16 protein-coding genes are annotated in these 23,385 nt (G+C 40.7%); 7 read left to right on the top strand and 9 right to left on the bottom strand.

Translation table 11 applies throughout. From position 1 onward, the window contains the following. Positions 1-271: 271 nt before the first annotated feature. The 9 genes from FGL37_RS09115 to nagA form a co-directional block, all read right to left on the bottom strand. Positions 272-3,727 (bottom strand): SusC/RagA family TonB-linked outer membrane protein, encoded by a 3,456-nt coding sequence (locus tag FGL37_RS09115; RefSeq protein WP_028071791.1) that lies wholly within the window; start codon positions 3,725-3,727, stop codon positions 272-274. Between the two features lie 53 nt (positions 3,728-3,780). Continuing rightward, positions 3,781-5,019 (bottom strand): exo-beta-N-acetylmuramidase NamZ family protein, encoded by a 1,239-nt coding sequence (locus FGL37_RS09110; RefSeq protein ID WP_232048662.1) that lies wholly within the window; start codon positions 5,017-5,019, stop codon positions 3,781-3,783. A 578-nt stretch (positions 5,020-5,597) separates the two neighbouring features. Further along, positions 5,598-6,245, bottom strand: a complete 648-nt coding sequence (locus tag FGL37_RS09105; protein ID WP_138096759.1) for a peptidoglycan recognition protein family protein — start codon at positions 6,243-6,245, stop codon at positions 5,598-5,600. A 55-nt stretch (positions 6,246-6,300) separates the two neighbouring features. Continuing rightward, complete coding sequence (locus FGL37_RS09100) at positions 6,301-8,073, bottom strand: SusD/RagB family nutrient-binding outer membrane lipoprotein (RefSeq protein WP_028071788.1); 1,773 nt, start codon at positions 8,071-8,073, stop codon at positions 6,301-6,303. A gap of 11 nt (positions 8,074-8,084) precedes the next feature. Then, the gene (locus FGL37_RS09095; protein ID WP_262709454.1) at positions 8,085-10,733 is read right to left on the bottom strand and encodes a SusC/RagA family TonB-linked outer membrane protein; all 2,649 of its coding nucleotides are present in this window, start codon (positions 10,731-10,733) and stop codon (positions 8,085-8,087) included. Further along, complete coding sequence (locus FGL37_RS25930; protein WP_262709453.1) at positions 10,703-11,245, bottom strand: carboxypeptidase-like regulatory domain-containing protein; 543 nt, start codon at positions 11,243-11,245, stop codon at positions 10,703-10,705. The genes FGL37_RS09095 and FGL37_RS25930 overlap by 31 nt, the downstream gene beginning before the upstream one ends. 231 nt (positions 11,246-11,476) lie before the next feature. Continuing rightward, the gene (locus FGL37_RS09090; RefSeq protein ID WP_028071787.1) at positions 11,477-12,031 is read right to left on the bottom strand and encodes an acyl-CoA thioesterase; all 555 of its coding nucleotides are present in this window, start codon (positions 12,029-12,031) and stop codon (positions 11,477-11,479) included. A gap of 96 nt (positions 12,032-12,127) precedes the next feature. Continuing rightward, positions 12,128-13,750, bottom strand: a complete 1,623-nt coding sequence (locus FGL37_RS09085; RefSeq protein WP_028071786.1) for a glycoside hydrolase family 10-like protein — start codon at positions 13,748-13,750, stop codon at positions 12,128-12,130. Positions 13,751-13,889: 139 nt separating this feature from the next. Next, positions 13,890-15,020: an N-acetylglucosamine-6-phosphate deacetylase gene (nagA, locus tag FGL37_RS09080; RefSeq protein ID WP_037534286.1), complete on the bottom strand. Its 1,131-nt coding sequence runs from the start codon at positions 15,018-15,020 to the stop codon at positions 13,890-13,892. Positions 15,021-15,203: 183 nt separating this feature from the next. On the opposite strand from nagA, the gene FGL37_RS26015 reads away from it, so the two are divergent. The 7 genes from FGL37_RS26015 (at position 15,204) to FGL37_RS09050 (ending at position 23,072) form a co-directional block, all read left to right on the top strand. Beyond that, on the top strand, positions 15,204-15,335 hold the full coding sequence (locus FGL37_RS26015) for a DUF6728 family protein (protein ID WP_317132235.1): 132 nt from the start codon (positions 15,204-15,206) through the stop codon (positions 15,333-15,335). Between the two features lie 11 nt (positions 15,336-15,346). After that, positions 15,347-15,733, top strand: coding sequence for a RidA family protein (locus tag FGL37_RS09075; protein ID WP_028071785.1), 387 nt, complete (start codon positions 15,347-15,349; stop codon positions 15,731-15,733). A 3-nt stretch (positions 15,734-15,736) separates the two neighbouring features. Beyond that, positions 15,737-16,657, top strand: coding sequence for an EamA family transporter (locus FGL37_RS09070; RefSeq protein ID WP_028071784.1), 921 nt, complete (start codon positions 15,737-15,739; stop codon positions 16,655-16,657). Between the two features lie 625 nt (positions 16,658-17,282). Then, the gene (locus FGL37_RS09065; protein ID WP_028071782.1) at positions 17,283-18,476 is read left to right on the top strand and encodes a thiol-activated cytolysin family protein; all 1,194 of its coding nucleotides are present in this window, start codon (positions 17,283-17,285) and stop codon (positions 18,474-18,476) included. Positions 18,477-18,504: 28 nt separating this feature from the next. Then, positions 18,505-19,668: a thiol-activated cytolysin family protein gene (locus FGL37_RS09060; protein WP_028071781.1), complete on the top strand. Its 1,164-nt coding sequence runs from the start codon at positions 18,505-18,507 to the stop codon at positions 19,666-19,668. A gap of 61 nt (positions 19,669-19,729) precedes the next feature. Next, positions 19,730-21,484 (top strand): thiol-activated cytolysin family protein, encoded by a 1,755-nt coding sequence (locus FGL37_RS09055; protein ID WP_028071780.1) that lies wholly within the window; start codon positions 19,730-19,732, stop codon positions 21,482-21,484. Positions 21,485-21,518: 34 nt separating this feature from the next. Further along, the gene (locus tag FGL37_RS09050) at positions 21,519-23,072 is read left to right on the top strand and encodes a S41 family peptidase (protein ID WP_081817990.1); all 1,554 of its coding nucleotides are present in this window, start codon (positions 21,519-21,521) and stop codon (positions 23,070-23,072) included. Positions 23,073-23,385: the final 313 nt, after the last annotated feature.

Raw genomic sequence — 23,385 nt, 5'->3', positions numbered from 1 at the left:
GTCTGCTGACCACTGAAAGTCAGGTCATCCGAAAAGTTATACCCCCTCACAGGCGTATAGTCTGTTGTATACGAACTGTTATAACCATTAAAATATTGTGTATAAAAACCGTTGGCAAACAACCGGAGGTCATTTTCATCTCTCCAATAAAGCCCTTGCCCATCAGTAATTTTATCTAGCGCCGGCCGGTCCAATAGACTATTACAGCCTGTCAACCCCATAGAACCCGCTAGTAGTATATATAAAACTTTTAATTTCATGATAAAATTAGTTAGAATGTCAATTGAACACCTACGGAGGCAGATTTGAAAGTTGGCGTCCCCACTCCTGTACGGCCACTATTGTAATTATTTTTTGCTGCATCGACAAACATATTCACCCCATCTACAGCCTCTGGATCGATTGGCAAACCGTTAAGTTTATCCCATGTAAAGAAGTTTTCCAATGCCGTATAAACTCGCAAATTACTAATTCCAATCCGCTTTAATGTACCCGCCGGAATAGTATAACCCAGCGTTAGATTCTTCACACGCAAGTAAGACATATCAAGCAAATAACGGCTCTGTACTTGCATATTGTTGATATCATTTGTACCAGCATTATTAAAAGGCGCTGGATAAAACGCATCGGTCCGGTCTTTAGTCCAATAATTTGAAGCCATCGCTGCCGGCATAGCACCATCGGAAGCATTGAAACCGGGCTGAGCTAAAAATCCTGTCCCCCAAACCTGTCTGCTACCCACACCCTGAAAGAAAGCTGAAATATCGAACCCTTTGAAATCAGCGCCGAGCCTAAAACCATATTCATACCGCGGCGTTGAATTACCGATCACTTTTAAATCACCATGATCAGCGAGCGTCTTCTTACCATTATCTATCCTACCATCGCCATTTAAGTCCTTAAACTTAACATCTCCGGGACCAAAAGTGAAATTAGCAGAATTCTGCACCCAGCTTTGATAAGCTCCATTCGGGTCTGCAAGCTGATTCATAATCTTTTTATCTACTTCAACAGTAACCAGTTCTCCGTTTTTGTACACAAAATCACTACTTTGATATAGGCGATCGGTTTCATAGCCCCAAATCTCTCCGTAGGTTTTACCGCTATAGTTTTCGGTAACTATTGTTGTCGTACCATATTTAGTTATGACAGATTTCGCGTCTGAGATATTTGCCCGTAAGTTGATACCCAATCCATTTTCAAAACGGTGATTGTAGTCCACAGCAAACTCCCATCCGCGCGTCCTTAAAGCACCAAAGTTTCCCATCGGTGCCTTGGAACCGAATGTAGCAGCCACTCCCTCCATAGGCACAATCATGTTCTTAGTATCCCTTTGATACCAGTCGAACACAAAGCCTAACTGATTTTTAAGGAAACGCGCATCAAAACCTAAATCTAATGTAGCGATGTCCTGCCAGCCAATAGCAGACAACACCGCTGCTGGCGAACCAACATACCAAGTTCTATCACCCGCATTACCGATCCATGTAGATTGAGCATTCTCCATAAAACTAGTGTATAAAGCATTAGATACCGATTGGTCACCAATACTACCCCATGATCCACGGATTTTCAGCTGATTCATAAACTCGCTGGACCAGTCCATAAACGGCTCTTGCGACACTACCCAACCTGCAGATACTGAAGGATACCATTTCCACCTCAAGTCGGTCGGAAATTTAGAAGACCCATCCCTGCGTAAATTAGCCTCGAAAAGATATTTATCTTTGTAAGCATAATTAACACGACCAAAGAAACCAATCTGGGATTCCCAGAATTTTGCTCCCGAACCCGTAACTGTACCTGACCCAAAAGTCAACTGAGGATTCTTTATGTCAAGCAATTTAGTAACTTGGGTCCACGAGTTTTCAGTTCTTTCAGCTATTCGGTTGAGCCCTAACATAAATTTAAAATCATGGCCACCGTCTAAGTTTAAGTTATATGTTGTAAAAGCATTTATTGTGTGCCGAAGTATATTAGAATTGTCTCTTCTGTAATGATCCGGATTGGCCCCGGAAGCTGTATAAGTAAAATAATCCAAATCATAGGCCGGCATAGCACCTGTAGCTGATGCATCTACATAGTTACCGGATTCATCCACATAAAGCTGGTTTCCCGCTTTATCCAACTTCTTTACCGGTGCTCCCCAAGAATTTCCAGCCGTAAAACGTGTACCCGGTTGGTTCCACAGCATTTCTTGGTTCGACAGGGTATAATCAAAATCAAGCTTCCAGTTCTTCATGAAATTTACTGTGGCCCCTGCATTAAAATTTAGGTAATTCTTGACCTGACTAGCTACGTTTGCTGCCCCTGTTTCGTAAGCAGGGCTACGGATTGGATCTCCATCACCATCGTTTCCATATGGATACAAGGAACTCCATCTATACATATACAACCATGGATCCGCCGTTGTGGAATTCGTCGCATACGGATACTGTTTATTCGTACGTGAATAAATAGCTCCAGCCCGAGCCGTAATATACTTATTTAACTCACTAGTAACCCGAACAGATGCGTTATAGCGCGAGAACTGGTCTGTGTTTGTTTTCAGCATCCCTGATTGATCAAGCAGTCCCAACCCCACGTTATAGGATGTTTTGCCAGATTTTCCAGATAATGACAGGTTATGTTGTTGCGTTGGAGCCCATTCACGGATCATATAATCAAATGGATCATACGTTCTCACACCATATTTATACCCAGTCGCTGGATCATAATACCAGTCTCGTCCATACAAAGTCGGATCGTTCTTTCCAATAGAGCTACCATACTTATCCTGCCATTCGACGGCTTTTTGATAACTTTCTTCATTAATTTTATAGAATGCGCCCACGAAATTATTTCCTTCTCGCTTTGCTGCATCCAAAGAATAACGCAACGCATCCAAAGTACCCATTTCATATTTCTTAAATGGATTCTGAAACGAGAAGTTATTCGAATAGCTTATGGTATTACTTTCTGTTTTAGCCCCCTGCTTTGTCGTTATCAAAATAACCCCAAAAGCAGCCTTAGCACCATAAATAGAAGAAGCGGCCGCATCCTTTAAAACGGTTATAGATTCGATATCATCAGGATTGACCACATTGATACTCGGAATTTCGACATTATCCAACAAAATCAGGGGATTACTTAAGCCATTGATGGAACCTATCTGACCACGAATTTTAATTGTTGGATCGGAACCCACCTCCCCATTAGGGATAGTAATACTTAATCCAGGTGTTGTACCCTGCATCGCCCTACCCGCATCAGCGATAGGCCGCCCCTGCATTGTTTCTTTAATATTGATTGAAGCGACAGCCCCCGTCAGATTCCCTTTCTTTTGTGTTCCATAACCTACCACTACAACCTCATCCAACGACTTATTGTCCTCGACTAAGGTCACGTTCATAGAATTTGAGGTTACCGTAACGTCCTGCGAAATATATCCTATGGACGAAAAACGCAGTTTGCTTCCCGCAGCAGCTGTAATCTTGAAACGCCCCTGTGCATCCGTTTTGGTAGATGCCGTGCCGCCGATTACAGAAACGCTCACTTCTGAGACTGGGCCTTTTCCATCCGTTACAGTACCTTGCACCGTATTTTGAACCGTAGCTTTCGACGTAGAGCGCGACAAAGAGCTCGCAAGCTTGGCGCCGCTCAGTGTTCCCTCCTTCTTGACGAAAGAATAGGATTCAGAAGGAAAACTCAATCCAAGAGCAACAGAAAATAATACAAATTTTCTCATTGATTATAGAGTTTTAAAATAAATGATCTCGTTAATATTGTTAGTTGTAATTCTTATTCAAAATCAGGATATAATAGATACTGTTTACGCATCTGCTTATATGCTTTCAAATCAGCTGCCCAAGATGCCCGGATCTCTGTTTCGGATTTACCTTCAATCATCTGCTTTCTCAGCTGGTCAGTCCCTGCCAGCTTATCAAAAAATTCTGGCCGCGCAAAAAAAGTACTTTTATCAGGCGTCTTCTGATAGAAATCCAGCAAATATTTCAAGGTGAACTTCTGTTGTTCCGGAACTAGATGCCGCAGATCAACACCATAATTTACAGCGCCTTTACCTTCCACATGTTTCGACATACCATGGCGTTCACCGGGTGTAAATGTAAAAGAGCCGTAAACAGGATTGGTATACCCTAATACCTGAAACGGCCAGTCGGTTCCCCGGCCTACTGAAATATCGGTTCCCTCAAAGAGGCAGAGCGAAAGATACAGGCGCACAGAAAGCTGATTAGGCAGACTCGGCGATGGTATCACCGGCAGTGTATACATTTTAGTGTGATCCCAATTCTGCACCTTTACGACCTGAAGATCAGCCTGGCGTCCATTTTCCAGCCATTTCTCGCCGTTGATCATCTGCGCAAGTTCGCCGATGGTCAACCCGTGGATCATCGCAATCTTATGCCAGGACACATCCGATTTGAATTTATCATCATGTCGTACCGGACCATCCACTTGGTCACCGTTTGGATTAGGACGATCCAGAACAATGAGCTTTTTATTATGCTTGGCACATAACTCCATCACACGATGCAATGAGGTGATATACGTGTAGAAACGAGCCCCTACATCTTGAAGATCAAATATCATCACATCAATGGAATTGACAATAGAATCCTGCTTCTTATTGCCGCCATATAAAGTAAATAAAGGCAAACCGGTTTTGTGATCCACATCGTTGCCAAACTTTTCACCCCGCTCTACATTTCCACGAAAGCCATGCTCAGGAGCAAAAGCAAACTTTAGATCAATCTGGTTTTCCAAAAGCACATCCACCAGATGCCCCTTATCAGGTCCTACAACAGAAGTCTGATTTCCCATGATCCCCACCTTCTTTCCTTTTAATTGCGGAAGGTATAAAGCTAACTGATCGGCCCCCGTAACGATACGCCCATCTGTCTGATCATCTGACGCTAACTCATGTTTGTGCAACTGCCCCGAACGCAGGGATGTACCGCAAGAGACAGAAGCTAAAAAGGCGACCGCAAAGGTTAATTTTAGTAAGGTATGTTTCATCATAAATAGACTATTTGCCATGCATAAATGCAGCTTTATGCATGAATAATTGAAATTCCGAATAAAAGTAGATAGATCTTTTCGTTTTTAAAACTCAAATACTCATAAAAACGCAAAAGAAAGTAAGTGTTCACTTATTTATCATAACACAAACAAGAGAGATCCCACATCTTAATTCGGCATGAAAAATAACGTTTACAACCATATAACAAACACACACAGCAAGTTACAGAAATATAAAAATAATATACACAGCATAGATAGTGTTATATGCACACTAGTATGTAACATATTTATTACAAAATCAATGCATAACACAAAGCCCTCATAATAACGCACAAATCAGAAATATATCACCATAGCAATTTGTTTATCAATTCAATATCAAGAAGAAAGATCCCAAAAAATTAGGTAATGAAATAGCAAAGGCTGCCAAAAAAACCGGCAGCCTTTGCTAATCAGTAATTATAGATTATTTTACGAGGAATCCTATTTCGTTGACACTCGGCGTTTGTTTATCTCGCTGTGCGGAAGGGAGTAATGAAGCTAGGTAAGCAATAAATAAAACCGAAGAGGAAGCACTACGGCAACCTCTTTAGTTTTAAATCATCTAATCTACCACGCAAATCGATCATAAACTGATCTCCCGGATCATCTTTTCCGGTTATATAATTTGGATCTGTTTCTTTCCACCATGCGGTCTTTTTGAATCGCTGATATTCGTGATGACCTATCACATATTCGATGGCATATTTCTTACTTAAATGACGGATCAATTCTTCATTTGCTTTTAGCTGCGCTGCCGTCAAAGGGTGTTGGCGGCTGCCGATATTTTCAATACCAATCGCACAGTAATTTAATCCGATCGTATGCCGGGCAAAAATTGTATCCGGCAAAAACTGGTAGATCGTTCCATCACGATCAATGACAAACTGAGAAGAGACATTCAGCGCACTTGCTTTTGTAAGCTCCGGCCTTCCCGGTAGCCTTACGGGATTAAACGTGTTAAACGTTGCTTTCACGCTATTGTTCGCGGTCCAGTGCACCACTACCATTCTAGGCTGTATTGTTGGTGCAGACTGGTTTAGTCCGTGTCTATTTTTCAGATAATCCAAGGAAAGCTGCACGCGCTCCTGATTCCAAGAGATTGGTTTTTGGATTATTTTGGGTGATTGTGCTGCCAATACATAGGGCATTAACACAATCAGAAATTTCATAATCAATCTCATAACAAAACTATTTGATAAAAGAAAGCCGCTATTGCGGCTTTCTAAAATATATAAACTACTCTTTGATATCCCACCAAACCGGAAATGACCATATATCATCATTAAGGGCATTTGGATGAGATTTAGCCAAATTTTCAGCATTGTAATTGATCTCATGGGATACTTGCCGCACTCTTCTAAACTGCTTTCCTGCTGGTATTTTAATTTTAGCCGCCGCAGTTACTGTATACTCATACGGCACTTCCCAACCAGGGTACACAGACCGATTGAAATCATAGCGTCGCATATCATTCCAATTTTGTTGTGAAAACGATAAAGCAATAAATTTTTGAGTCATTATTTTAGCTAAGGTTATATCAGCGGGAGTACCTATTCCTTCACTCATGAACTTATCAATTTTTGCTTGACTCATCGGCGACTTGCTCACATTAATATTTCCATAGGCATTTAATTTAACATTCATTAAGTCGATATGCGCCTTAATACCTTCCTTATAAGCGTTGAAAGCCCCCGCTTTATCGCCCTTATTGAATAAGACTTCAGCTTTAATGAAACACATTTCAGGATAAGCTACCAGATGTGTAGGTGCATCGGGTCTCGTATAAAAGGTTCCTGAAGCTGCCACCGTACCATCATTCCATCTTGCAATATCAGAGACATCACCGTCATATCCTATTGAACTACTTTTTATCGAAACGTACGCCGTGTCTCCCCAACGCGCAGTTTGCGCATGATTAATATACCAAGAGTGCGGAGCGATAGTCCGTCCATTACTTTCAATGGCAACATCCTTATCATTATAAGAAGACGCGATTGGACCAGATTCCATCCGAATTTTAGACTGCATATCCACTCCTTTGGAACGCACAAATTTCTTAGGGAAACCAAACTCCGCCCAGGGAATCAACTTATCCGCCCGGGGATCTTCAACGCCTTTATTATCAAAATTGGTCAGCAAATCAACATACCATTTTGTTAACAAGGTATTCTTGTTCATACCTGCATTATCAAATACAATCGATGTTTTTACAGGGTCGGCAAAGAGAATATCACCAATATTGTCCGCTTTATCATCTACATGAGAAATCACCGTACTCTCTCCGATGGATGTCGCCGCTTTATTTAATAGAGCTAATATCTCGTCAGGCTTGTATAGAGCACTCTTTTTTGACAGATTATTTAACCACCTAGCTTTCAACCCATAACACAGTTTCAACCATTTATTAACATCTCCTCCGTTCCAACTATCTCCTGCGGATAAGGGTGGAGCAGCCACAGGTTGGGTCATACTGAAATACTCAATCGCTTTGTCAATATCAGCTAAACAACCTTCAAAGATAACCTTGCCATTATCGAACTTGGGCGTATTTATGGTACTTAATGCCTCTGTATAGGGCATTTCCCCATACCAGTCTGTCATTAACATGAATCCCATCGCACGAATAGCGTACAATGCCCCTAAATAATGATAAGCTTGCTCCTCATTAGCCTTATCTTCCATATCTTTAAAATTTGCTCCTGCGCCCACAAAGAAAAACTGATAAGGCGTTGTAGACATCCCCGCAATAGGATTCCATCCTGCAATCATACTATTGGATGCCGTACTATTGACAAATGTCAACTGTTGCGTCACAAATCCAGCACGTGTACCTGCTGTACCCTGAGCGTATAAATAATAATGCTGAATCCAAGCCAGTCTACTTTGCACCGAAGCAACTGTGTTAGAAGGTGTATTTGGATCCACATTGATATCCAACCAACTTTTGCCACATGAGGACAATAAAGTCAACATCAACAAAAATGCGACTACTTTTTTATATTTATTCATGGTTCTTCTATCTAAAATCTAAAATTTAATCCAAACATGACGCCTGCGGTACTTGGCACGCCATTGTAATCAATGCCAACAGAACTAGAGCCTTTCACACCAGATCCAGCCGCCGACGCCTCTGGATCAAGCCCCTTATAGTTAGTCAACAACCAGAGATTCGTTCCAGTCAATGTTGCAGTCAAACCTTTAACTACCTTTGAAATGCCCGCATCTTTCAAGATACCATCAGAAAAATTATAAGACATGGAAATATTCCGTAACCTTAACCAATTTGTTTTAACCATAAAGTTTGCACTTTCCCGAGCATAAAAATCACTCCAGTAATCTTGGATTATCTTTCTTCCACTCGTTGTTGTCCCTTGGACATCATACATTTGATCCGCTAAAAACGTAAATGTTTTGTCTTCATACACTGGAGCATCACTTGTTCCTCCGTTTCGCACAGCGCCCGTTAATACCAGCTGATCGCGATTCTCAGTACGCTTGCTTAATCCGCTAACTGTCATAGCATAGTCGGTTCCGTTATAAATATCGCCACCTATACGAAAATCAAATAAAAAAGATAGATTAAAGTTCTTGTATGTTAAGCTATTATTAAATCCTCCTGTCAATCTAGGTTCACGATTACCAATATCATAGGTTGCAAGATTATCACTAACAGGCATACCTGTATTTGCATCTAACACAACTTTTCCATCTGGTGTTCGCGTCCACTTCGACCCAGATATCCCCATAAAGTTACCCCCGTTAAAGGAAGCGGCTTTCGCATTCCCAACCTGAACATCCGTAACGTATAAAATATCTACACCTGTCAACAGATTTCCCACTGTCCCTCTATTTCCAGACATATTCAAAGTCGACTCCCACACAAAGTCTTTTGTCACAATTGGCTTTCCGGTGATTGACAATTCCATCCCCTTATTGTAAATATCTCCGGCATTAACATAAGCGAAAATATAACCTATGGATTGCGCCAATCGAGGGGATAATATCTGGTTATAGGAGTTATTCGTATAATACGCATAGTCAATTCCTAACCTTCCTTTAAAGAAACGTACCTCAGCGCCGATCTCGAATGATCCCGTGGTCTCCGGTTTTAAAATTGGATTACCTTTTTGCCAGCTGTTACCTGCTCCAACAATACCGCCAAGATAACTCACTGGTTTCCAAAGATAGGTATTGGTAACATACGGATCCGCATCTTTACCTACACGAGCCCAAGACGCTCTGATTTTTCCAAAATCCATCCAATCTGGACGATTATCTTTCAACAATTCCGTAAATACAAAACTACCACCAACAGAAGGATAAAAATATGATCTATTATCTACAGGCAGTGTTGAAGTCCAGTCATTCCGTCCCGTAACATTCAAAAACAGCATATTTTTATAAGAAGCCCGTAACTCACCATACAGGCCAAACAAACGCTTTTTAGTATGATTAACGGAAAATTGCTTATTAGCAGCTTCTATATTTTCGAAACTATAAAAATTATCTACCTCAAAATGATAGCCCATACGCCGATTTGTCGTGGTCTTCGTTTGTTCTGAAAAGAATCCGACTAAAGCCCCCAAATCAAAATCACCAACTTGCTTATTGAAATTGGACATCAGATTCGATGACCAATAGTTATACTTAAGGTCACTCTCCGACATCATCCCCTTTTGCCACGGCTTTTTGATAGCCCCTCCTTCGCCTATAATCGTCGAATTTTTCGTCAGATAGCTATCCATACCTACGCGGTAAGAAACATTCCACCAATCGAAAATGGGCATCGTCGCATTGATACTACCAGTAATACGTTCCGTATTATCGCCAAGCATATTCCGATTGATCGTCCAATAGGGATTTTCTACATCCGACTCTAAAGGCTGTCGGCCTTCAAACATCCTGTATTTTGTACCATCATCATTGAGGTATTTCTTCATATTGTCACTTCGTGACCAACTATACAGGGATTCCATCGCTCCAGATCCTCCCGACCCCCATAAGCCTGCAGACGTCAAAGTTTTGTCGGTATTTGCCAATGAATATCCTACATTAGCTCCTACGGCAAGTTTTCCAAACTTTTGATCTCCATTAAAACGGAAAGTTGTCTTATCGAAACTAGTGTTTGGCACAATGCCTTTTTGATCGAAACGCGATCCAGACAAATAAAATGACCCGTTCTTATTACCTCCTGACAGATTGACTGTATTATCTACAACGGTCGAATGTTGAAAAAAGTCTTTTATATTATCATAAACGACCTCATTACTACCAAATCTTTCTCCCCATGATTGGGTGGTGTAATCATCTAACAGCCCTGCGCTATTATAGTACCCTCGCTTATATTTACCCTGTTGTTCAGGCAAACGATTAACCCAATTGTTGGAAATTCTACTTGAAAATCCAATTTCTGTATGCCCCTCCTTTCCCTTCTTAGTTGTAATGATAATAGCACCTGCAGCAGCTCTTGAACCATATAACGCCGCCGCCGCTGGGCCTTTCAATACGGAGACGTTATCGATATCTTCTGGATTAATATCCATCACCCTGTTACTGTTGGAAGTCGCTGTTGCTTGCGCGCCATCAAATGCACTGTTCCCCCCAATTACAGTAGAATTGTCATAAATGATCCCATCGACTACAAATAGAGGCTGATTATCCCGTTCCAACGAGGTCCCCCCCGTAAAATAATCTGAGCTCCCGCTCCAGCCGCTCCCGAAGCCTGAGTGACGTTCACACCGGCAATCTTGCCCGCCAAAGAATTTACAACATTGGCAGTCTTATTTTTCATCAGTTCATCCGCCTTGATATCCTGGACAGCATAACCTAAAGCTTTCTTTTCTTTCTTGATACCCATCGCTGTTACAACAACTTCTTCCAGCGCTTCTTCGCTACCCGAAAGCACGATATTGATAGTCGCATCCGAACCGACGAGTTGTTGACGCTCTTTCGAACCAACAGCCCTGAAGATCAAAATATCTCCGGGGTCCGCTTTAATTGTAAAACTGCCATCTGGATTTGTCTGTGTACTGATAGGTTTACCTTTGATGCTCACCGTTACATTTGCCATAGATCCGCCATCCGAAGCGTTAGTAACTTTACCTGTGACGGTCTTGGTTTGTGCCCATAAACTGGTAGATAGCATCACTCCTGAGCAGAATAAGAGTAATTTTTTATTCATGGTATTTAGTTAGTTGTTAATAATTGATTATAACGGGAGGTTCCAGCCCGAGGTTTACACCAATTACATAACAATAATATAAAAAGCTGGGAATTTATGCAAGTTTATGCGAATTATTTAAAAAAATAAATGATAAAAAAGCAAAAAAAAGCCTAAATAACCACATATAATACCAAAAACACAAACCAAAAGATATAAAATACGCACAACACAGCAAAATAAATACGACGACTACGAAGTAAGATTAATTTTCACATCATAATTCTTCCTGAGATACGCCTGCTGCTCGGCAGAGTCCGTCTCCAGATCATGAATAGCACGATCCCTTTCTTTATCTACTTCCATTTTGACGACGCAGCGATAAAATCGGAACACATCTTTTTCCGTCTCCAAAATCAGCCGCGGCACGCGCACCGGCTTACCGGATCCGTCTTTGGCCACCATTGTAAAATAAGACGAATTGCAATGTTTGGTCTCCCCAGTCTGAATATTCATAGCCTCCACACGGATACCGACCTCCATCGAGGAGTTTCCGACGTAATTCACCGAAGCGATCAACGTCACCAGTTCACCCACTTCGATAGGTTTCAAAAAATCGACTTTTCCAACAGAAGCTGTCACGCAATAATGAGCTGAAAATTTGGATGCTACCGCAAAAGCAATCTGATCCATCAATGATAAGATGTATCCTCCATGGATCTTTCCGCCAAAGTTGGCATTGGATGGCAGCATCAGCTGGGATATGCGAATTACTGATTCGCTAACGGTTTTATAGATCTCTTCCATATCCCTAAATTTACTTTGGACAGCTGGGATTTCAAAGGAAAATAAAAAAGGGATATCCACTAGAGCAGATACCCCTTTTGATAGTACAAAAAAAATCTATTTGATCTTCTCAGCGGCGTAAGGGCTTTCATTACTCAGCCGATCGACCGCTTTGACCGCAACATATTCCAGTTTTTTATTATTTAAAGATGTCGGCACATCCTTCGAGGTTATGCCCGGCTCCAGAATTTCGTATTGCCATTCACCGCCATAGTTCAGGTACAACACCCATTTTGCTACCTGATCAACCTGCTGATGCTGCCATTTCAGGAAGATATTATTGCCCTGCGGTGTCAGCAGCAAGTTAGGTTTCAACATGGGGTTCGCACTTAACCAGGGTGTGGCAGGAACCAGCGCCTTAAACTGATACGGACCATCCACGAGGGCACGGGTCATCGCCGGGTTTTTCGTTAATCCTGCGAGGCTCCAGTGGATCACTCCTTCCCTGCTGTCCGGCAAAATATTACGTGCCGCCGTCACTTGGTTAACGATCTCCTGCACATATTCCGGTCCGCGCCTGCCTACAGTATTGATACCGGGCCACAAATGCCGTCCCATCGTATTTTCACTCTCCCACCACTTCAATAAAGCGGTATAACTTTGCTTGGCCGGTTGAATAGGCCAATAAAGCTGCGGTGCAAAATAGTCAATCCAGCCCTTATTCAACCATAGCTTGGCATCGGCATACAGCATGTCATACTGACTTGACCCCTGTATACCGGCAGGATAGCCCGGTTTCCAGATACCGAAAGGGCTGATACCAAATTTCACGAAGTTTTTTTCTGTTTTAATTTCCTTGTAAATACGTTCGATAAAGGTGTTGACACTATTTCTCCGAAAATCGCCACGGGACAATGTACCACCGTTGCGTTTGTATTCGCTATAGCTGTCCGCGTCTGGAAAATCCTGTCCGCCGTTGTACTCCGCATAGGGGTAAAAGTAGTCATCAAAATGCACACCGTCGATATCATAACGTTTGACAATATCCATGACCACACGGGCCGCATGATCTTGCGTGGATTGCCTGGAGGGATCAAACCAATAATATCCTTGTCTTAATTTAACGACAGATTCTGGCATCTTACGTGCCATAGAAGCCGACGTCACAGGCCCGCCGGCCGTGTGGTGTGCGCGGTATGGATTTAACCACACATGGAGTTCGATACCTCTTTTATGTGCCTCTTCCACCCAAAACTCCAGCGGGTCGTAGTATGGTAACGGTGCCTGTCCTTCTGTTCCGGTTAAAAAATAAGACCAGGGCTCAAGATCGCTCTTATAGAAGGCATCTGCCGACGGACGCACCTGAAAGATCACCGCATTAAAATTATTGTCCTTCAAAAAGTCCAGAATACCGATCGCCTCCTGCTTTTGCTCCGCTGTGCTCAGGTTGTTTTTACTTGGCCAGTTGATATTGGCAACAGAGGCAACCCAAGCGGCACGAAATTCCCGTGCTACGGGAGGAAGCTCCACCACGACATCCTTCTTCTTTTGTACAGGCGCCTGTTCTTTTGTCCCTATAGTATTTTTAACCCGCTCTCTTTTCGGAACTGAAGGTGGATCTTTTTTCACAATCTCAACATTGGTACTGGTATTGACAGGCTCTTGCTTTTTATTTTTCTTGGACGAACAAGAAGATATAAGAAAGACTGCTGTAGCTAAAAATAATAGGGAACGTTTCATCAATTTATTAGAAATAGTATTTTTTATCGAATAACCACCAAAACTAAGCTAAATTTCAATAGAAAAGAAATTTAGCTGGTTCTCATCCTCCTGAATAGATAATATAACACGGAGAACACCTGTTATCTAATGACTATGATTATCGTCCTTGGTTTAAAACGGCATGACCACGCAATTGCCCTTTAAAAAAAACATGCTTTAACTGAAAATCATCGGTAAAGACAATAACGTTGCCCATACTGTCCGGATTGAGAGTACCGATATCTTCTCTGCCCAGAAGGGCTGCTGGATACTGTGTGGCCATACGGATAGCCTCCTGTAAAGAAATACCGACTTGCTGCACACAATTTTTGATCCCCTCGAAAAGTGAAATTGCTGCTCCCGAAATTGTGCCATCAGGCAGGGAGTAGTAACCATCCTGCAGCACGTGCTGATAAATCCCCTTGTTGCAGGCCGCTACAGCATCCGTGATCATAAACAGGCGGTCCCCCATCTGCTTTTTAGCAATTCTTACGGCTTCAAAACTCACGTGATGCCCATCCACAATAATACTCGCCCGAGCAGTCCGGTGGTTAAAAATAGCCCCTACCATACCTACTTCACGTTGATGTAGCGGTGACATGGCGTTAAACAGATGTGTGCTTGTCGGTATCCCCAGATCAAAGCCTCGTGTTCCTTCCTCAAAAGTCGCGTTGCTATGTCCGGCACTGAGCAACACCTGGTATTTTTGCAGGTGCTGCAGCACGTCCTCATCCATGCATTCGGGTGCAATGGTCATCATTTTAACAACCTTATTATCCGCCAATAGAGCGTCAATACGTTGCTTCGATGGGCTCAGAATCAATTCCGCTGGATGTGCGCCTCTTTTCTTTGGGTTTAAAAAAGGGCCTTCCAGATGTAGCCCAAGGAACGCATCATGGTGGAATCCTTCAGCGACCTGGATGGCCTCCCGAAACACCTCCATGGTATTTGTCGCCAGCGTCATCATGTAAGAAGTAGTTCCTTTGTCAATCAACCCCTCCGAAATACGCTGCAATGAGTCGAGGCTCAGCTCTGCAGAATACAAATCCATACCGTCGCCGTACAATTGCAGGTCGACCAGCCCGGCACATAAGTTGCAACCGTCAACGGCAAAAGCCTGATAGTCAGCCGGAAGATCATTATCCGCAACGATACCGACAACTCTACCCTGCTGCAGGAGTAACGCTCTCTTTTCCAAAACTTCGTCAGCGGTATAAATCTTACCGCCAGTAAGTGCTATTTTATTCATCGTCATATTATTTATGCACGCCGGGCTGTGTCTTCAGCCGGACCATCTACTGTTCGGCAGCCTATACGGACTGACATCGGCAGCCACACGTTAGTTAACTAAAGTTAGGACTTGTAGCGCAGCGATCCCAAAGTTTTTAATTTTTAATTTTCACATCTTAAATTACTGTCGTAACTTAGTTCCATGTACTTTTTTAGAAAGCACAACGCCGATCGTCCCATGAATAGCAGTATAAAAGCCATGCACATTATTAATGCAACGGCAATTATTATCTTTTTATTGGGACTGATCTATAAACTATTTTTTTCATCCTAAACAAACAGCTCATGTCAAAAAAAGAGATCTTAAATACAGATAAGGCACCTGCAGCGATAGGCCCATATAACCAGGCTATCAAAGCGGGCAATACACTTTATGTTTCGGGGCAGATTCCGTTGGTTCCGGAAACCATGGAACTGATTTCCACCGGCGTAAAAGATGAAGCCCACCAGGTACTCAAAAATGTGGAAGCTATTTTGAGTAACGCGGGATATAGCTTTCAGGATGTTGTCAAAGCTTCTATTTTTTTAAGCGACATGGATAATTTTGCCCTTGTGAATGAAGTGTATGCAGAGTATTTTAAGGAAGCACAACCCGCACGTGAATGTGTTGCCGTCAAGACACTTCCGAAAAATGTCAACGTCGAAATTTCGGTCATCGCCTGGAAAGATTGATCCGTGAGCAACAATAATGAAACTGTAGGCCGCGGAAAATATCTTCTCGCGGCTTTTTTGGCTCCCTTCATCTGGGGATTCATGTCCATATCAGTACGCTGGATCAGGGACTACCCGGCAGAAGACATTCTTTACTTCCGAATAGTCACGGCCCTGGCTGTGCTCTGGCTTTATCTGCTCCTGTTCCGAAGAAAATTAGTCCAGTCAGACTTGAAGAAATTCAGGAATCTTCCGGGTCCAGCTAAACGGCGGCAGGCCGGGCTTACCATTCTGGCTTCTGTGCTGATCTTCGGCAACTGGTTTACCTATATCTATGCCGTCAACCATGTCAGTATTCAGTCTGCAGCACTAGCCTACCTGACCTGTCCTTTGATAACTGCTGCAGCCGCCTATTTTATACTGAAAGAAAAACTGGGTATCTTACAGAAAGTGGCATTGCTGATCGCTCTGGGCAGTGTATGTCTGCTGGCGAATGGCTCCTTAAATGATGTCCTCTGGGCTGTCACCATCGCCACCTGTTACGCTTTTTACCTCATCGTGCAACGAGTATCCACTGGTTTTGACAAACTCACTCAGCTGGCTGTCCAGCTCAGTATATGTGCGCTATTTGTTGTCCCCAAGTTACTCTATAATCACCATGATCTCCCAAGAGAACCGTTATTTTGGGGCACTATACTACTTATTGCCGTTTTGTTTACTATTATCCCCCTGTTTCTAAGCATGTACGCTTTGATCGGCATTTCATCGACGACCACCGGTGTACTGCTTTACATCAACCCGTTGATCGCGTTCACCCTGGCAGCCACCTACTTCCAGGAGCCGGTATCCCCCATTAAATATCTTGCTTACAGCATTATATTGATCGCGATCATCCTATTCAATAGTCGTAATTTACGAACTTCGAAAAACAAACAGTCAGCATAGCAAGGTAGTTAGCGCTACATTTGTATCCAAGGCATAGATAGCTAATCAATGAAATATGCCAAATAAAAATAATTCAGCACCATATCAGGGCATTATTTATGATCTCTGTAATGAATGTTTTTGAATTCCAAGGCTAAAATAAAGCGTCTCACGGTCCAAAACACCAACTACTTAGAAAATTTGAAACATCAAGATCAGTCCCCTTTCCTATATCAACCAAACATCGTAGCCATAAGCTCTTTAAGATCTTTATTTTTGTTATTGGACAAGCTGCGGCAAAAAAAACACCCATTTGCACTTTTAGGACGGTAATATATCAAGATCTTTTTCTTTAACCCTTACGACAACCAATCAACACAGAGCTATCTTGAATATATTTTATATTAAAAATCAATATTTTCAAAAAAATGTTCTTCTGAAAATAATACATTAAAAAAAAGAACCACAAATATCTTTCAGCAAAAGATACATAAACACAGACTTAAAGAAAGAAACATACTGGCCTATCACTACACAAATGTGTAGAAAAAAAATAAAATAAATTAAAAAAAATTAATTTCAATACTTTTAAAAACATATTCATTAATCACACAAAATTCAAACACAACATCAATAAATTTTGCACATGAAAACAATTAAAAGTATTATTCTGCCGGTAACTCTACTTGGCTTGTTAGCCGCATCATGTTCCAAAGTAAAGGATCTGGTACCCAGTCAAGGTCAAGAAGCCGACACACAAGCCAAAAGCCTCAAAAAATATGTCTTTGGACCTACAGTATTTAACTTATCCAATTTTGATAAAGATGGAGTGAAAGGGCTATTAAACAAAACAAAGCAAAACTCCTTGACATTCCTAAAAGACAGTATTTGGGCCGATGGAACAGGGAAAACTGCTTTTTATGAATCCACCGAAATACCAGCGGTTTTAGACGACACCAGAAAAAAATTATACCTTGGAGCCATTATTAAGGGGGAAGATGCTATCAATGTTGACAATGTAAATACGGTCTTCATCGCACCTCAACACCGGAATCCTATTACGATGTATGTCAACTTCCCAACTGACAGCATCGCAAGAACATCTTTACCGTCAATAAGAGTAGAGAGGGAATATTTGAGAAACGCATTAAAAGCAGGATCTGGCACCCAAATCCAGTCGTTTACCTATGAGCAGAGCCAATTTCAGAAGACAGAAGAGCTAAAAAAATCATTTGGCGCAAATCTGGATCTAGGAAAAATATTGAAAATTGACTATTTGGATACACTCAGCAAGTCGAAGTTCAAGACAAAAGTGCGCGCAGAATTTACTCAAGAAAATTTTTCGGTTAATATAGAACCGCCTATATATGAACCTTTTTTAAAGGAAAGCTTTGATATTAAAACAATTGGACCATATGAACCATTAATTGTGAGTTCAGTGACTTACGGGCGTAAGGGGATCTTTATTATGGAATCTGATTCATCTTATTCAATGGTAAAACAAACGTTGAACGTAGCATTCAATCTTTCTGCCGAAATGTTGGGTGTATCCGCTACTGGAAAATTGGGGGATAAATTTTATGCAGAACTCAATCTACGACTTACCAAGGAACAAAAAGCAACCATCCAAAATGCAAGAATAAAAGTTTATATTATCGGGGTTGATGGAAAGAGCACTGTTGAGGCAGTAACGGGAGGCTTAGCTGGATTTGCAAAGGTGATTGCCCAAAATGGAGACTTCACACCAGACAATCCAGGAGTTATCTTATATTATTCATTGAACTATTTACGTGATTTTGGAACTTTCAGAAACAAGTTTCAACTGAATATTACGAACTAATTATTGCTTATAATAATCAACAATGGTCATGAGAAGAAAACTGTACATTTTATCAGTCTTATTCCTTTTGGTATTAAGCGGGTGTAAAAAGGACAAGCCTTATCAAGAGAAAACCGATCTTCAAAAGAGTGAAAAAAAATTACTATCAAGTTATTTTAAAGATTTAAAAATCCAACCTGTTACACCCGTTATTATTGAAAGCAAAAAGTTTGGGGCAGAATCTTCATTTGGCCCTAGCAAAAAAGCTGTTTTGACACATCTGCGGGATACTACAACTCCATCGGGAGTTGGAACCGTTTCATATTATGAGTCTGACGAAATGATAATAACCCCATCAAATGCGAGTTACATCTATCCGGGGGCCATTTTAAAAGCATCCTCGATAGCAACTGATAAATTTGAAACTCTTTTTGGCTATGATAGAGCGCCAATCAGTGTGCAGCTTTCATTCCCATCAAGCAAATCGTTTGGAACAATACCAACTGCTAGTTTGGCAGACAGCAGGATGTTTTTAAGAGACGCTTTGATGGCTCCTGACTTTTCGGGAAAGACCATTGTTGATTTTACACAATACTTTGCGGGATTTAATAGATATGAAGAAGTAAAACTTGCCTTTGGTTATAATGTAAATGAGAAAAAATTATTTTCCTCGACAAACACTTCATTTAACGAAAGCTCCAATTCCACCCGATACTATTCTAAATATGTTGCCAGCTATACTGTCAAAAATTTCACCTTTGACATGTCTGATCCAGTAGAAGGAGAACTTATCGACATTAAATCCATTCCGCCTGATGTATTTAGTGGCTTTTCACCAGTCTATATCAATTCAGTCACTTATGGACGCTTTGGTATACTAGTGCTAGAATCCAATAAGGCAAGTAGCGATATGCAAACTGTTTTCGAAAAAGTTGTTAAAAAGATTTTAAAAAAAACCACCGAATCATACACTGAAGAAGAAAAATCACTATTTGCAGGTAGCAGAATAACCATTTATTTATTAGGGAGTAAAATAGGAAGCAATACAGTCCAGTTGTTGCTCGATCCTGATCCGGAGAACCTCTCAGATTTTATCTCGGAGAATGTAGGAACCTTTACCGCCAGCGATCCCGGCGTGCCGATCTCCTATACTGCCAAGTATCTAAAAGATAATTCTAAGTTCAAAACTATTTTCAACATTCAGCGTTATTAGCCATCTAAAATTGATAGCGTCCCAGATAGTTTAGCTAGCGACTTAAAAATATGAAATTGATATGAACCCACAATTAAAAGGATATAGAACAAGTTACGTCCCAAAAGCCAGATTATATTACTTCTGCCTGCTTTTAGTCGTTTGGGGATGTTCAAAAGGTCATTTCGATGTTGATAAAAAGGCATTTGACGACAGCTTGAAATCGCTCAAAGATCCCAAATTAGACCTATTCACTGTAAACACGAATTCCTTCCCTAGACAATTTAGCAATCAAGGGTTCGCGAAAAAAAGCAGTACTGATACAACATTGAGGCTTGGAGGAAAACGGGCATGGGTAGAGTCCGCGGGCAATGAAGTTGATACTAAAGGTGCACAAATTTTTCTGTACCAAAAGTACAAGGCTCAGATGTTTACCATTGTGGAACCGGAGATGAGTAAAATTATCTATCCGGGCTCTATTATAGACGGTAGAAGTGTAGATGGTCCCATTTTCGAACCCAAAATATTACTTGGAATTTCTGATCATATTCGCCCTGTCACAATATCTACATCAATGCCTGTCTCTCCAGGAAAAGTTGCCTATACAAATTTACCAAGGCCAACTGCAGAAAGAGCGCTATTTAACGCTGCGTTGAGTGATTTAGAAAAGTTGTACCCTGATGATATCGGAGCCGCTAAATTGGACGTGGATAGGGACACTTTTCGCGTCTATGAAGAATTAAAGACATTATACGGTTTCAATAAAAAAATAGATGCATTTCTAGTTGACACAAAGACGATCAAACAAGGGGAGAATCATATGATAGCCTCAAAATCGGCTATGAAGATCCGGTTTGCCCAGGAGAATTTTACTATAGATGTCGAGGATTACAATGGTTATGATAAACTATTCGATCCAAGAGGGCTAGACATACCGAAAATTACAGGAGGTGTAACACCCCTATTTGTCAAGAGCGTAACGTATGGCAGGATGGGGATCATGGTTATAGAGTCTAGTTACAGCAGCGAAAAACTATACAAGGCCGTCTATAAACAGATCGACATCTTGAAAGGGCTCGTCGGACTAGGCAAAGATATGACCGATGAAGAAAAGCAAATAATCAATGAAGCTTCCATCAGAGTCAAATATACAGGCATTGGAACGGACTCATCTCCAGCGGAAAAAATCCAAGGGCTGGCAGGATTTATTCAGACTTTAACAGCAAATAGCACCTATTCAAAGGAGAATCCAGGAGTGCCAATTGCATTTCAATTAGCTTTGTTAAAAGAAGGCAATGAACTTTTCGCAGCACCATTTCAAATTAATTACGGACCATTTGACAAGCCCTATGTAAGGATTGAGTACCGAAACTTCAAACAAGAAGATAAAAAACCTGGAACATATCAGGGAAATTCCCCTTCTAGTGTAAATCTGAGCCGTTATATCGCACGGAGAGCGACTGCATACCTTGCCTGCTATAGGGATCCTGCGGCAACACTCAGACTAGAAGTACCAAATTTTTTAGAATTTAAATATGATTTCGTTATCTCTACTAAGTCTAAAGGAAATTTCTTTACAAGATTGTATGGAAATGGGGAATATAGTCAGTCGAAGAGCTTTTTTTTAAAAAATTATGGTTTCGAGGCCCCAATCGATGACATACTATCTGAAAAACATTATTACCAAGAAGTTGCCTCATCCTACCCTACCTCATTTGAGGTACTGCTTCAAAACAGAGTATTTAAACTAAAGCCGAATGCCGATTATTATTATGTTCTACCGGAATCATTTAATGATTATGAACAATTTGAAAGACTAGAGTTTAATGATGAATAGAACATTAAATTAGACAAGGAAAACTCAAGAAACAATGGAAGTTAGATCGATTAATACTTTCCTAGCTAGTGTAATGTTTTTTTTATTCTATTCTTGCAATAAAAAGGACATTTCTGTTTATGATATTTCATCAAATAAGCGTAAAATAACAGAGTGTTTAGACTCCATTTATCGTATTGCGCAACAAGTATATTTATGGAACGATCAATTGCCTGCAATTGATCGTTTTAATCCTAAGTTGTTTTTTCAAGAACAAACAAACGAAATCAAGCTTTATGAAAATGAAATTTTCCAGTTAACACGTTATCCAAAAAATACAGCAACAAATGAAATTTATGAGTACAATTTGTTAAATCCAGAATTACCCAAATACTCGACTATTGTACAAACTCTTCCTTCTATCGATAGAAAACCGATAATGGATTATGCTTTATCGAATCCTTTTGGCATTTCTGTCGCGATGGAGAATAACAATATTCGACTTCTCTATGTAGACCCCAATTCACCTGCGGGAAAAGCCGGCTTAACGAGAGGGATGCAAATTGTTTCTATTAACGGAGAGAAGGTTATTTCAGAAAACTCTTTTATCAAACAATGGCAAATTGCACTTAACCTATCTTTTATTAAATTTGAGATACTTGATCTAAATTTAAGAAGAAGAGAAGTCCGATTAAATGCATCTGTATACGAACAAAATCCGGTAGTCAAAAAGTTGGTATTAGACAAAAGTAACATTAAAATCGGCTATTTAGCCTACAACAGTTTTACTTCCGAGGAAAATACGAGAAAATATCTAGAACCCGCATTTTTGACATTCGAACAATCCAATGTCTCAGAATTGATTGTCGATCTGAGATATAACCAAGGTGGATTTCAAGCCAGTGTCAATTTTCTTGCAAACATGATAGTACCATCTTCAGTGAACAAGAAAATTATGTATTCGGAACACTATAACACGCTCATGCAAATGGGGAAAGCCGACATCTTAAAGTCCCGATACTTATTAGATCAAAATGGGAAACCTACATATGATGAAAACGGAACACCAATCACCCTCTATGATTTGGATTATACAAGAAGTACAAATACTATTTACTTCAATAAAGAATCAGGTTTGCACAATCTAAAAAAAATATACTTTATCATTAGTGATATGACTGCGTCAGCAAGCGAGTTATTAATTAATATTTTCAGACCATATCTTGATGTACAAATTATCGGTGTATCTAGAACGGGAAAGCAAAGAGTAAAAACTTTTGGTAAACCCGTCGGTTTTTTCCCAATAAAAATAAAACAATATGACCTTTATCTGAGTATGTATCAACTCTTAAATTCGAAAAATGAAGGTCATTATTTTAAAGGTATACCCGCCGATCAAACTGTTATTGACGAAATTGAAACTGATTTCGGTTCGAAAGAAGACCCTGCCATTATGGCAATTATCAATAACGGAATTTCAAAGAAAAGCCACAGATCTCTAGTGCAAAAAAATAGTTTAAATAAAACACATACATCTTATTATTTAAATAACGATCGTTTACAGGGCAACTTGAAAACAGTTAGGGATTTAAAAATAAGAAAGAAATAGTTAGCTCTAAAAAAGCAATATAGGTCTTTAGGAAACTATAAATTCTAACAATTGACCCAACACGCGCATTAATGCAACATTTACATCCTTTATGGTTGGATTAAATGATCTAAGAACCTCCAGATACATGTCCCCCGTTAGCCCAGCATCAACTGATACCTTATTCCTTAAGCCCAAAGGAAAATATATCGGTAGCCGTGCAGCAAGAGCTAACATAAACAAAGGGCCCTATCTAAATTTTTCTGCGCTCAATGCCGATGGGAACGCACCTATTCTTATTGTGCACAGCACAGTTTTTTATTGCAACAGCAGG

It is taken from the genome of Sphingobacterium thalpophilum (genome assembly GCF_901482695.1).
Taxonomy (GTDB): domain Bacteria; phylum Bacteroidota; class Bacteroidia; order Sphingobacteriales; family Sphingobacteriaceae; genus Sphingobacterium; species Sphingobacterium thalpophilum.
Note: the sequence above shows the minus strand (reverse complement) of the source record. Positions and strands in the feature narration are given on the sequence as shown.